Here is a 14212-nt window from a genome sequence, read left to right as displayed (position 1 = left end):
TCATACGCTTTGTTCCTCACCAACAGCACTGAAAAGCGTATCCAGTTCGTCAATAAATTCAAAGGGAGGCAAGTAGGAGTAAATACCATGCCCTGGATTATCTTTATCAATACCACGCAAAAACAGATAGATCACGCCACCAAAATGGCGGTGATAATCATAATGAGCTAACCGATGACGCAAATAACGGTGCAGAGCTAAAGTATAAAGCTGATACTGGAAATCGTAACGATGCTCTATCATGGCTCTTGCCATCGCTTCTTGCGTATATGACTGGCTGTTCTCACCTAACCAGTTTGATTTGTAATCCACTACGTAAAACTTATCTTGCCAGCAAAAAACCAAGTCAATAAAACCTCTTAACATGCCTTTGACTTGCTGAAAGGATAACGGAGCACATTGCGCAGACAGCGGATCATAACGACGGGCTAGTGCATCCATTTCCTTTGCATGTAATAGCTTATCTACTGGTAGGTAAAACTGCATTTCACTTTGCTGACAATGACGAGGCACACCGACAAGTTTCATTCCCTGCTCATTCAGCTCTGCGCCCAGAATATCCTCTATCCACAGTTCCAATACCGGTGCCCAGTTTTCATCAAATCCTGACGCTGTCAGTTTTTCCACCAACCACAACTGATCTGGGGGATTGCCGAAATCCAGATCTTCTAAAATACTGTGCAGGAATGTGCCCGCAGACGCCCCACGTGGAAAAGTATGCGGAGTCATCTGTAATGATTGTTCTCCCTGCTTTTCACCACAGGCATCAATATCCAGCTTCGGAGAAATGGATTGCACTATCACATCCACTGATTCCCCAAATGTACCAGCATAAGTAGGAGAAATAGCGTGAGAAGCGGTGTATCGTAACCCCGAATAACTCGTCACCCGCCAGTCATCCCGAACAGGACGTTGCAATTTTTTGGCTGCCAACGACAGAGTATTTTCATTTTGTGGGCACCATTGCAAGTCAGAGGTATCCCCCACTTGCCTTATCTCTATGCCGTTATCACAAAGCTCATTCAAGCTGTTAACCAGTAATTCTGCATCACCTTTCTGTCCCTTTTGCAGTAAGTACCCAAGGGCAGATAAATGCAAATCAGTATCGCCTGCTTTCCCTCTATTTCCTTTAATAAGCGGGGCTACCCCGACGCTACAGTGATAAACCGAACGTGTTAATGCAACGTAGAGCAAGCGTAAATCCTCAGCCAAGCGTTCTTCATCAGCCAGCTCCAAAGCTTCTTTCAACGCTTCATCATCATGGGAAATATTAAGATGAGCCTCAAAATTATGGCGCTCATGATAAATAGCCTGCTTCTGCTTCCTGTAACCACAAACAAAAGGCAAACAAACCAGCGGATACTCCAACCCCTTAGATTTATGAATGGTACAGATCTGCACCAGATGCCGATCACTCTCCAGTCTCAGTTGCTGGTTTTCTGATTGCGGATTAGGTCGTGAAATCTGTTGTGCCAGCCAGCGGGCAACGGCATGTTCGCTATCTAATTGTTGAGATTCCTCCTGCAACAACTCACCAATGTGCATAACATCGGTAAGCCGACGTTCACCATCATCACCTGCCAACAGATTTTCTGCTATCCGGTATTTCACCATTACTGCCCGCAACATGGGTAATACGCCACGAGTACGCCATAAGCGGGCATAGCCATCAAATTCATCAACCAGACGATCCCACGCCATTTCGTCGTTATTCAACTGGTCAATTTGTTGTGCACTTAAGCCAAATAAACTACTGGCTAATGCACTTCGCAATTCACGGGCTTTTTCCGGTGCTAATACTGCCTGTAACAACCACAGCAAATCTTTCGCTTCTGGGGTATCAAACACACTTTCTCGGTTGGAGAGATAAACCGATGGTATCTTCAGCGCGTTCAATTCGTTACGGATTAACGCTGCTTCTCGGCGATCACGCACCAACACCGTAATATCTGCTGCCATAACCGGACGGCTTGCTTCTTTTTGTTTATTTTTTACCTGATATAAAAGCGCCTTCCCTTCTTGCCCTGCCTGCAACCAATCCCGTATCTGGGCAGCACACTGTCGAGCCATGGTTTGCTCATATTCTCCTTTGGACACACCTTCACCAGGCTGTAACCAAAATTGCAAGGCAGCTTGATCCTTACCATGCAAGGAGAATCTCAGGCTCTGATTTATCTCTGCCGCATTGACGTTAATAAATGGGATTTGAGCAAACAAAAATGGATGTTCAGGGCGAGAAAACAGTTTATTGACAACTTGAACCATTGACGCAGAAGAACGCCAGTTCGTTTCCAGCGTGTAATGGGCTTTAACGTTAGAACGGGCACGAATGTAGGTAAAAATATCTGCCCCACGAAACGCATAAATCGCTTGTTTGGGATCGCCAATAAACAATAAGCCGGTTTCGTTTTCAGCCCGTTCATTTTCTGATTGATGGCAATATATGGCCTGAAAAATGCGATATTGTTGTGGATCGGTATCCTGAAACTCATCAATCATTGCGACGGGATAGCGCTGCCGAATGGTTGCTGCAAGCTGCTCTCCTCCAACACGTTGCAAGGCACTGTCCAGACGTGTCAGCAAATCATCAAAACCCATGTAACCACGGATCAGCTTCTCCTGACTAACCGATTGGCGAACTTCAACAATCGCTTTGGAGAGGATGATATCTTTCAACGTCAATGGGTACTGATATAAACCATCAATTGCTGCAAACAGCACATGCTGCGGAGCTTCCCCTTTTTTAGTCTTTTCTAATAAGCGAGATTGACAAAATTTATCCAATTCTTTGGGCAACAGGTAATCTTCGGTTGGTGATTTAGCCCATTCAGAAACACTATTCAGCCAATTAGGTAAATTTTTTTTGCTGTAGCTACGCTTATCAACACCTGAATTAGTAATCAGTTCTTCTAACCCAGAAACAGTGTCATTCCACTGGTGTTTTATCGCCTCAATCTGCTCAATGATTTTCTGATGACGACTAAACAGCGTTTCATCATCAGGGGCATTAAGGATATACGGCATATCTCCGTGTAAATAGCTCGAAATATCTTTTAATAGTGCTTCCGGCCCACTCCATATCCGGCTGACTTCCGCAGCGATTGGCAAGGGTAGGGGATAACAGTGACGCCGCCAAAAATCGGCACAGCCTTGTTTACGTAACTGGTTTTCATCCTGAATTAGGGTTTGATCAAACAGTACACCAGACTCAAACGCATTGTGTACTAGCATACGCTGGCAAAAGCCGTGGATGGTATAAATCGCCGCCTCATCCATCTGGCGTTCAGCGGCTAATAACCAACTGGCTGCACTTTCCTTATCAGGAATTTCATCCAGTAATTGCTGATAGATCGGATCGCTAGCCGCTGTTTCTTCCCGTATACAAGCCAAACGGAGCTGGTGGATGTTTTCGCGGATACGTCCACGCAATTCATTTGTCGCCGCTTGGGTAAAAGTAACAACCAGAATCTCTTCGACATTCAGCGGGCGGGAAAAGGCGGCAGAACCACCTAATCCCAGTAATAGCCGGAGATAAAACAAGCCTATCGTATAAGTTTTTCCCGTTCCCGCAGAAGCTTCGATCAACCGCTGACCATACAGCGGCAATGTTAACGGGTTAAGCTTATGAGAGGATATTTCTTTGCTCACTGAGCATTCACCTTAACCGGTAATTGTTTCTGGAAATCTGACACATAGTCGTAAGTTCGCCAGCCTTTCAGCTCTGCATATTGATGAGCTGTACCTTTTTTCCCGGTAATTTGGGAAACCAGTGCCAATCCCTGACGTTTAAGCACCGCTTTTTCATAAAAAGCAATAACCTGTGCTTTAGTGACTTTCTCCATCGCTGCAATGACTTTCTCACGTGTATCAAATTTGAAGTTGTTGCGCCCAAAATCTGCATCAAAGCTAGCCACTTCTGAATAGAAAGTTTGTGGCGGCTCCCGCATTTCTGTCAGCAGTGATTTTTTATACTGTTCAAACTCAGCATCAGGCATCGCTTTCAACTTTTTATCAGCCTGTTGATAGAAACTCTGGTAGCGTCGATGCAGGTAGTCCGGTTGCTTGCTGTTACTTTGCAGTAAGAAACCCAATCCCCACTGTTTACCGATATTTTGGTTGAAAGCAAAAACCGCATAACCAAGCTGTTCTGTCGTTCTCAATTGATCATAGAACCACGGTGACAAAATGCTACTCAGCAAATTGGAATAGACATATCCCTTGATACGGTCATACCCCGTTGGAATAAAAATTTCGGCCAGAGCGTTATCTGTGCTATTCGCAGTGCCATTGAAATTAGCCGCATAATTACGATCAATGACAAGACGCTCGCCAGTCCACCATACTGTTCCTTGGTTAGCGAGCTGCTTCTGTGCTGACTGAACGATGTCAATACTCTGCTGTTCAGTGAAATTACCGAAGACCAAAGCCTGTAATGCCGCGTGTTGGATCATGCTCTGACGGTATTTCACGATGTCATCAACAGTGATGGTATCCAACACTTTCAATTTTTCTGCCTGTTCAAAGTAAGGGACACCAGAGAGGCGGGAAATGGGTTGCATAGCCATTTGAAAAGCCTTGCCATTATTGGCGACTTCCATTTTTTCCCTATACCATGATTTCGCTTGAGCCAGTTCTTCTTGAGTCGGTATAAACGAAATATATTGATCAATCGCTGAAGATAACAACTCTGGTAAGTGTTGCGTATAACCATTAACGCCGATCTTCAAACCATCAACATAGCTTGTATAAACCCCCATTCCCCCAACCGATGCCTGATAGCCTAGTTGATCAAGTGTAAGTGCAGACAAATAGCTCAATAAGGTATCTGAAACCTGATCTTTGATGTTTTTCAATCCATTGGGGTTACGCATCTCCAGTGTAATACTGCCTTTAGGTTCATCCGCAAAATATTGGCTCGGCATATACAGCAAGCGAACATTGGGCTGTTCCAAAATCATTTTAGGGTGTTCTTGGCTGCCAGATGTTTTAACCAGGGATAAATTATCAGGAATATAGGGATTCAACTCAGGCAAAGAGAATAAGTCTCCCTGTTCGAGTTTTTTCCATTCCGCTAACTGTTTTGACGTAATTTTATTGACTTGATACTGAGCCTGCACAAAGTAAGCTTCTTTATTATGTGGCTCTGTTGGGCTGATAAACCAGATACGCGCATTTTCAGGCGTTAATTCTTCCAGACGGCTAGCTATCGCTTTTGGATTAAACTCATCTGCAACATAACCCGCATCCAACACATGGGATATAGGCAATACCAACATGGCATCAGACAGCCCTTCAATGTAATTCATATTCCGTACGATTGATGCATACTGGAAAGACAAATTCAGAACCTTAGCCATTTCATCGAAATAACTCTTATTAATCCCCTGTTGTTTTAGCAGGTTAATGTAAGAAAAGATGGCTGCGATAACTTGATCACGATGTTCAAGACCCTTATCCGTTAGCGAAACATAAATATCAAACGTCCCTGAATTACCATCAGTTTTGGGGTTTGCACTAGCACCAATACTTTCGATTAATCCCTGCTTTTGCAACCAGTCAGACAAGGTATTTTGGCTGCGATTACCAATCAAATACCCGACATATCCATCTGTTTTGCTGAGAAAATCTGCACTGTTATCAGCAATGCTAAATTCTAGTCGTAACGCTTTGTAAGGTTGTGCGGGCACATAATGGATAATGGTGCCTTTTTCTTTATCTGTGATAGCCGGAACTGTAATAGCAGGCACCGAAGCATGTCGGTTCGGAATACGGCCAAAGGTTTCTGTCGCAATCTGAGCCAATTTGTCGATGGATTGATTGCCATACATAACCCCTTTCATCAGATTAGCGGAGTAATAGCGTTGGTAAAAATCAACCAGGGCCGTCTGTAATTTGCTGTCAGGTTTATCTTTAAGTGTTTCTAAATTTCCGCCAGCAAAGCGGGCATTAGGGTGAGCCGGATTGATAGTCTCAGAACGGATTTGCCATAAGCGATGCCCTTCACCCGCACGAGCGATAGTCATTTCATTATCAACAGCATGGCGTTCACGATCAGCATTGACTGGTTCCAGTAGAGGCTCAGCAAGTGCATCCGCAAGACGATCAACCGCTTCTGTTAAGGAGTCATTTTCAACTTCCAGATAGAATGCAGTACGATTGGCAGTGGTACTGGCGTTACGGCTTCCCCCATGTTTTTGCAAGAATTCAGCAAACCCTCCTGGTTGCGGGTAACGCTTGGAACCCATCAATACCATGTGCTCAAGATAGTGGGCCAGACCAAGCTGATTATCTGGATTTTCCATATGACCAACCGGAAGAGATGCGGCAGCCAATGATTTAATCGCTTTTTCATCAGAAACCAGCAGAACTGTCATGCCATTTTGCAATTTAATGGCTTTATATTGACGAGGATCGCGATCACTTTTGTGGATCGTATCTGGCAATGGCTGCCAGGGCGATTGTGCATATGCAGTAACCCCAAAAAATAGCAAAAAGAGCACCGTCATGATGCGGATAAGACATTTAGGCATAACCTAATATTCTCCCTAATTATTTAAATAATGATCCATTGGAATAGCGTGCCATCGGCAATAAATAGCGCTGAGTTTCACGCTTCATTCGCTCCAAAAGTGATTGATCAGCTTGCCGGAAAGCCCGTTGTACGTAGTGATCAGCGCTTTCCCCTTTTCTGTCATGTGTTCCCAGCCAGTGTTCCATTAATTTATTTTCAGCACCTTGTTGAACCTCTTCACGAAAATCGATTTCACGACTTTCCTTATCAAAACAGTCAACTAGCCATGCCCAGCCGCTTCGGCAAAACAAAGGGAGAGGTTCAGACATTCCTTGAAAATAGCCCTCTATCATCTGGTTCAAATATTGTTTCGCATCATCCTGTTTTAGCGGTAAGAAGCGATATTCTGACACCTTTTTATCTTCCTTCTCTTTTTTTCCCTTTTTACCTGTTCCATACATGCGGCTTTCACTGGTTCCACCTGAAAGACAATAGGCAAGGTGTTCAATCCATAATTGGATACCATCATTGGCCGTTAAGTTCGCTGGTCGCCAACGTAAAATTCCATCAGGCTGTACCTGATTAATTCTGCCAGCCAATATCACCGTGTCTAATGGCTCATATAGGTCAATAGAAGAAGAGGCCGTTCTCTCTTCACGCACCCTGGAGGCCAAAGGCTGCATGGATTCCAGTTGCTCCATCCAATAAACTTCGCCAAAGGAACCATATGGCAACCCTCCCGACGCACGGAGATGGTGAAACAGAGATTCAGGTGCTCCCTGTTCAATCAGGATGCTTAACAGTAGTTGGTTAAATTGGTAACGTTGCAGGTTATCCAGCACAAAAGGTTCTTCTTCAGGTAACTCCATCTCTTCAATGATAAAATGCACCTTCAGCCTTTGCTGAAAAAACGCCCGGACAGGGTGTCGATAAAAGCGGATCAATTCATCTAATGCAACTTCTTTTATTTCACTGCGATCGAAAGCAATCGGCTGGCAAAAGTCAGTTGTTGAAACACCCTGTTGTGTCGCGGCTGGCAACCATTCTGTAGCATAACTTTGTAAGTGATGGTCAGGTAAGAAATTTTCCGGCGCAAAAGGCACACGGGTATGCTGTGACAGCAAATGTTTTCTGACATTTTTGGCGCTGTCATCAACATTCAACATTTCATCGCCGGATAAGCAAAAACTCTGGCAAATATAATCCAGTAACTCGTTGACCAATACGGATGGATTGCACTCAGTATCATCGCGAATCGATTTGCCAATATAGCTAATATAAAGAAATTGCTCAGCCGAAACCAACGCTTCCAGAAAGAGATAACGGTCATCGTCGCGCCGTTTCCTATCCCCTCGCTGGTTTTTTTCTGCCATCAGATCAAACCCAAGTGGCGGGATAGTACGTGGATAAACCCCATCATTCATTCCCAACAGGCAAACAACCTTAAAAGGAATGGAACGCATAGGCATCAGGGTGCAAAAATTGAGTGTCCCTGCAAGGAAACGCTGGCTGATCTTCTCATCATCAAAACGAAACGCCAGCTCATCGCGCAGCAGCACTAAAGGGATGCTTTCGTCATAATGTGCATTCAGTCCATTATCAACTACTTTTTGCCATTGCTGCGTAATAAGCGCCAGAACCAGTTCAACATCGTCATCCGCTGCAAAAAAAGTTTCCAGCAATTGCGGACATACAGCCAACCAATCCGTCAATCGCTGTTCTTCACCCAAAATGTTACGCCAGCGATTCAGTGCCATTAAAAACTCAGCCAATTGCCCTGCCAGTTCAGCAGCAAGACCACTGGATTCATCATAAGGCAAAACATCATTCCACGGTCCGGCATGACTATCCATCGCATAACCCAATAGCATACGCGTCAGACCAAAGCGCCAGGTATTCTGCCCTGTGGCAGGCAACGATAATGCTTCAATATTGTCATCATCCAACCCCCAGCAAATTCCCGATTCTTTTACCCAACGCCGCAATAAACGCAACCCTTCTTCCTGAATCGCGAATTTGTTAGCTAAAGCAGGGACTTCCAATAATGCCAACACCTGTTCTGCCGTAAACCGACTCTGCGGCAAATCCAGCAAGGTAATAAATGCCTGCAAGACAGGATGTGCCTGACTAACTTTACGGTCAGAGATAGCAAAGGGGATATAACGATCATCGGGTGCATTACCAAAAACAGCCTGAATATAGGGGGCATAGCTATCAATATCTGCCATCATCACAATGATGTCCCTCGGTGTCAGTGAAGGATCCTCATCCAATAAATGCAGAATTTGATCCTGCAATACTTCGACTTCCCTCTGCGGGCTATGGCATGAATGAAAAGTCAGTGAGCGCTCAGCACCATTAAATGAGCGCTTTTTCAGACTGTTTTTAAAGGAATTTTCGGTAGAACCAATCTGGGCATGATCTTCAAGATTAAGAATATCTCGCTGGATTTGGTGCAAGATAGAATCAGGTTCTAATTCAACAAAAGCATGAATATCGGAATCTGGCTCCAATTGTGACAGTAGGTAGAGGTGATCTCTTCCCAATTTTCCCCAAGATGCCAGCAATGGGTTATTCAGAACCTGCTCTCCTTCGGCATTAAAGAGCGATGGCGCCTCTTCGGGGTTTTTGAATCTTTCCAGCAATTGTTTGCTTTTATAATGTTTTGGCTTACGGCTAGTTAACTTGGCAAGAAAAGCGTAACTCTGGATATCGCCCCAATAATATTGGCATGGGTTAGTGAACATAAGATGAATATCAATATGTTTACCCAATGCCTTTAACACTTGCAGGTAAGCGGGAGGCAATACAGATATGCCGCAGATGAAAATACGTGGCGGAAGATCCTCCAATGGAAAATTCCCTTCTTCCAACGTCGAGATAAATCGTTGGTATAAATTGGCGCGGTGCCACAAAGGTTGTTGTAACTGACGGGTATAGGCTGTCAGTTCAAACCATAGCCTTTTTTGCCATAACTGGTTGCTGTTGCTGCCCAAACTATCAACTAATTGACCATTTTCCCAACTTTCTAACCATTGGGGACGATAAACCAGATATTGGTCAAACAAATCGGCAATTCGGCCAGCTAGCTGGTGAATTTTGCGTTTATCAATATCTTGATCAAGATAATGCTTGAGCGCTGAAAATTCCGGCTCCATCAACAAATCTGGCAGTAAGGTCATTAACTTCCACTTCATGGCATCCTTACTGAAAGCACTGTCTTTGGGAACATCAAGCAACACTTTGGTAAACATCTGCCAGATAAAGGTTGCCGGCAGTGGGAACTCCATATTCGCAGCAATACCCAGTTTTTCTGCCAACTGAATTTGCAACCACTGTGACATCCCTGGACTTTGAACCAAAATCACTTCTTTGCCAAATGGGTCAGAAAGGGGATCTTCTCCGATCAATATCGCCATCAACTCCTTGAGAATATCGAGCTGATTTGAATGATAAACTCTAAACATCAATGCTCCCACTTGCACAAAACCAGCGTTCCAATTTACTTGGTTTATTGTAATGTACTGTCAGCTTAATCGTTACCTGATAGCACCCCCAAGAACGAAATTCTCGCTGAACCTCCATTTTCCAACCCCGCTGTATAGCTGCCTCTTCTTCTGTTTTCTGCAAATCAATCTGGCCTGACGAACGTTCATACTGTTCCAACTGATTATGGACATATCGTACTGCCTTAAGCTGCCCCCAATATTGTTGAAAATTAGCTGACAGTGCTTGATGGTAACGCATTAAACCCAATAAAGAGATCGCAAATACGGCAGATGCAATCATGACTTCCGGTACACTCATCCCCTCTTGTCGTCCGGTTTTCATAAACAAAACTCAGCTTGAGCAACAGGGCAAAAATCCAACCAACCGCTTTCAATAGGAATCAGTTCAACAGGAATAAGTGTATCTTGATTTAAAGGTTTCATCTGTTTCATCCATTGATAAAGTTCAAGCTTTTCTCCTGATGCAAATTGAGCAACACCTTTTAATAAAAAAAGGTTGTCTGAATAGTGCTTGAGGCAACTTTTTAAATTAAATTCAGTATATTGCAAACAAGACCAAGCTCCTGTTTCTTGCTGATTGATCTGCCATGACTGCGCCTTTCCCCATATCAATGATGATTCAGCCCGCCAAAAAGCCTGCAAATAATTTTGTTCATCCATCATCATAAGCATCGCACTTTCCTGTTGGTAATGAAGCGCTTTCAACATCATCAAACTCAGCGCCAATAGCATCATTATCGATATCAGCAGAATATTTCCCTGTTGTTTATCTGCCATATATTTTCTTTTCCCGATATCTTTATTTTCGGATATTACGCAGCCGAATTGTGGCTTGATGGCGGTACACAATTACTGGGGATTTCAACCAATGGGCATCAATGGACAAAGTGACAAAAATCACCCCATCTTTTGCTTGTGATTTCTCAAGATGAAAGACATCAATGACAATCTCTTTTGGATCAAATAGCCTTTCCCAACCACTTTCCTGACAATCTCCTACCCCTCTCCCCCACTCAAGAGCCCGGTTATTCAAACGATAACCAAAAAATTCAGATTCAATGTGTCCCGGTTTTTCCCATTGATTATTTAAATTGAGATCAAAAGCAACAATAAAACAGGAGTTGGTAATTTCTCTATTTTTATTGTTAATTATCAATGGATCACCTTCGCACTGTTCTCTATCCCGACAATAACCTGCCCGCCGAATATCTTTCTCCATCAAATAGGCCGTTCTGTTAACCAAATAATGCAATCTATATTTACGATAAAGATCGAGAATTTGGCCTGATAAAACCGGATACGTTTTTGTCATGGCAACAAAAATTACGCTACTGATTAGCAGAGCTACCATTATTTCCAATAAAGAGAATCCTGCCTGTTTTTGCTTGCAACAAAAAATAGTCAGAGTCATGGGATTTTTATTCCCTCACAATTGGGAAACGGGCTAATTGTATTACTGCATGTCCTGATTCGCCCACGTCCAGAAACGATGACACTAATTTCACCTGCCGAGTTTGCCAGCGTGAAACTGGCTGGTATTGCTGTATTTCTGATCCCGTAAAAATCAATGCGATCAGTCGTGGAAAATGACAAAAATACATCTTCATGAGGAGAATCAACGCGTTCCCCATCACCTTCATCACAAGCAACGATTTTGGTGACAGACGAGATTAAACACCAAGGCTGTCCTATCACTAACCATAAGGTACGATCCTGATTTAAATAATTTGCTAAAGACTGCTGCCTTTCCATAAAAGACAACACATTATGCACCGCTGATTGTAAACGCAGGCGGCTTTGATATTTCCCCCAATGATACAACCCCCAGGACAAGCTAATCGAAATGATGAGCATTGCTATCATTAATTCTAATAAAGTAAACCCGTTGTGATTGTTAATATATTTATATTCCATTATTTTCTGACGTCTATATTCAGCTCAATTTTTCTCAAGGGGAATATCTACTATTAGAAACTCAATGAACAGTGCCACTATTTAATTATGCGAAGAGCTTTGAAAAGAAAATAGATATTTTATTTTGTTGCATTTTAATTGCGTGGTAGCTCATAAAATGAATAAGATGAACAATTGATAGGGGAAAATATGAGTTTTCCATCCTCAAATTTGAGGATGGAAAAAGAGGATTAAATTGCAACGGGTGCTTTAATACCAGGATGCGGATCGTAATCCACAATTTCAAAGTCTTCGAATCGATAATCAAACAATGAGTCTGGCTTACGCTTAATGACTAACTTAGGTAACGCGCGTGGCTCACGGCTTAATTGCAGTTTGGTCTGTTCAAAATGGTTATTGTAAAGGTGAGTATCGCCACCAGTCCAAACAAAATCACCGACTTCAAGATCGCACTGTTGGGCCATCATGTGCACCAACAGGGCATAGCTGGCGATATTGAATGGCAACCCTAAGAACACGTCACAAGAGCGCTGATAAAGCTGGCAGGAAAGTTTACCGTCTGCCACATAGAATTGGAAAAAAGCATGGCATGGCGCCAAGGCCATTTTATCCAATTCCCCAACGTTCCAGGCAGAAACGATGATCCGACGTGAATCAGGATCACTTTTCAACTGCTCAATAACCTGGGTTAATTGATCGATTTGACGACCATCCGCAGAGTCCCAGGCACGCCATTGTTTACCATAAACAGGCCCTAAATCGCCATTTTCGTCAGCCCATTCATCCCAAATAGACACGCCATTATCATGCAGGTATTTGATATTGGTGTCGCCATTCAAGAACCACAACAATTCATGGATAATGGAACGAATATGGCAACGCTTGGTTGTTACCAACGGGAAACCTTCCTGCAAATTGAAACGCATCTGATGACCAAAGATAGAAAGTGTTCCCGTTCCCGTGCGGTCATCTTTTGCCGTGCCTTCTTCCAGCACTTTTTTCATTAAATTCAGATACTGTTTCATTTTGCCTCTTGTACCTTGTTATTGCGTGTTTTATTGCCAGGGCATTTGTGCGCCCATATCATCAAAAATATTCCCGCAAAAATCATTGGGACAGAAAGGATTTGCCCCATACTTATCCCTTCAAACAACCCAAGCTGTGCGTCAGGCTGGCGGAAAAATTCGACTATTATGCGAAATGCACCGTAACCAATCAGGAATAAACCTGAAACACTCCCCATCGGGCGCGATTTACGGATAAATAAATTGAGGATGATAAATAATACGATGCCTTCAAGCACCATCTCATATAGCTGTGATGGATGGCGGGGTAGGACACCATATTTTTCCAAAATAGGCCATAACGAAGGATTAGCGGTGGCTATTGCAATATCTTCACTACGGGAGCCTGGGAATAACATCGCCCACGGCGTATCAAGCGTAACACGCCCCCACAATTCTCCATTGATAAAGTTACCAATACGCCCCATTCCCAAACCAAAGGGAACCAATGGAGCAACAAAATCCGAGACTTGCAAGAAGTGGCGCTTGGTGCGGCGCGCAAACCACCACATGGCGCAGATAACCCCTACCAGTCCACCATGGAAAGACATTCCTCCATCCCAAACTTTAAACAGATAAAGCGGGTTATCAAGGAACATTGGAAGATTATAGAACAGGACATAACCGAGGCGCCCACCGACGAAAACCCCGACAAATCCTGCATACAGTAGGTTCTCAACTTCGGTTTTGTTCCAGCCACTGTTTGGCTTTGCCGCATGGCGATTTGCCAGCCACATGGCAAAAACAAAGCCAACCAGATACATAAAACCGTACCAATGGAGGGATACAGGCCCGATTGAAAATATGACTGGGTCAATATTAGGAAATGCCAGATAGCTAGTGCTCATCGTTCCCCACTAAAAATATGTTGTGTGAATGAATGATCTTGTGCAAATAAATTATATGACTTGAATGGCTTAAGACAAATAATCGCAGATGATAACACAGGCAAGTGACTTGCTCCCACCACTAAACCGCAAGTGGCAAGCGCTAAGATCTTTCGTACAGTATCTGTGCTGATAGCGGTCACTGCAAAGAGGGTTTTATGACAGCAAGATACATTCGCACAAAAAACGCCAGCATGGCTGTATCATCAGATACCGTACTAACAGGCAAAACAGATAGGGAGGAAAAATAACATCAATTAAGTTGTATTTTGGGTTACATTAGATCGGGTTTCTTCAACAATGACCAATGAAATATTTTCCCGCCAT

Annotated in this window: 9 protein-coding genes; all 9 read right to left on the bottom strand. The window is 43.5% G+C overall.

All coding sequences use genetic code 11. From position 1 onward, the window contains the following. The 9 genes from recB to lgt all read right to left on the bottom strand — a co-directional run bounded on the left by recB (position 1) and on the right by lgt (position 13846). On the bottom strand, positions 1-3648 hold the full coding sequence (recB, locus tag BDE27_RS14420; protein ID WP_099133042.1) for an exodeoxyribonuclease V subunit beta: 3648 nt from the start codon (positions 3646-3648) through the stop codon (positions 1-3). After that, positions 3645-6530 (bottom strand): pitrilysin, encoded by a 2886-nt coding sequence (gene ptrA / locus BDE27_RS14415; RefSeq protein WP_099133041.1) that lies wholly within the window; start codon positions 6528-6530, stop codon positions 3645-3647. The genes recB and ptrA overlap by 4 nt, the downstream gene beginning before the upstream one ends. A 19-nt stretch (positions 6531-6549) precedes the next feature. Next, positions 6550-9978 (bottom strand): exodeoxyribonuclease V subunit gamma, encoded by a 3429-nt coding sequence (recC, locus tag BDE27_RS14410; RefSeq protein ID WP_099133040.1) that lies wholly within the window; start codon positions 9976-9978, stop codon positions 6550-6552. Further along, complete coding sequence (locus tag BDE27_RS14405) at positions 9971-10342, bottom strand: prepilin-type N-terminal cleavage/methylation domain-containing protein (RefSeq protein WP_099133039.1); 372 nt, start codon at positions 10340-10342, stop codon at positions 9971-9973. The genes recC and BDE27_RS14405 overlap by 8 nt, the downstream gene beginning before the upstream one ends. Next, on the bottom strand, positions 10339-10797 hold the full coding sequence (locus BDE27_RS14400) for a YgdB family protein (protein WP_099133038.1): 459 nt from the start codon (positions 10795-10797) through the stop codon (positions 10339-10341). The genes BDE27_RS14405 and BDE27_RS14400 overlap by 4 nt, the downstream gene beginning before the upstream one ends. 22 nt (positions 10798-10819) lie before the next feature. Further along, positions 10820-11431, bottom strand: coding sequence for a prepilin peptidase-dependent protein (locus BDE27_RS14395; RefSeq protein ID WP_099133037.1), 612 nt, complete (start codon positions 11429-11431; stop codon positions 10820-10822). Further along, positions 11428-11934, bottom strand: coding sequence for a prepilin peptidase-dependent protein (locus BDE27_RS14390; protein ID WP_222941501.1), 507 nt, complete (start codon positions 11932-11934; stop codon positions 11428-11430). Before BDE27_RS14390 ends, BDE27_RS14395 begins: the two co-directional genes overlap by 4 nt. Positions 11935-12164: 230 nt before the next feature. Continuing rightward, complete coding sequence (gene thyA / locus BDE27_RS14385; protein WP_099133035.1) at positions 12165-12959, bottom strand: thymidylate synthase; 795 nt, start codon at positions 12957-12959, stop codon at positions 12165-12167. Then, complete coding sequence (lgt, locus tag BDE27_RS14380; protein ID WP_099133034.1) at positions 12956-13846, bottom strand: prolipoprotein diacylglyceryl transferase; 891 nt, start codon at positions 13844-13846, stop codon at positions 12956-12958. Before lgt ends, thyA begins: the two co-directional genes overlap by 4 nt. Positions 13847-14212 lie beyond the last annotated feature (366 nt).

Source organism: Xenorhabdus ehlersii (assembly GCF_003610465.1).
GTDB classification, from domain to species: Bacteria; Pseudomonadota; Gammaproteobacteria; order Enterobacterales; family Enterobacteriaceae; genus Xenorhabdus; species Xenorhabdus ehlersii.
This window is presented reverse-complemented; position numbering and strand designations above follow the sequence as displayed.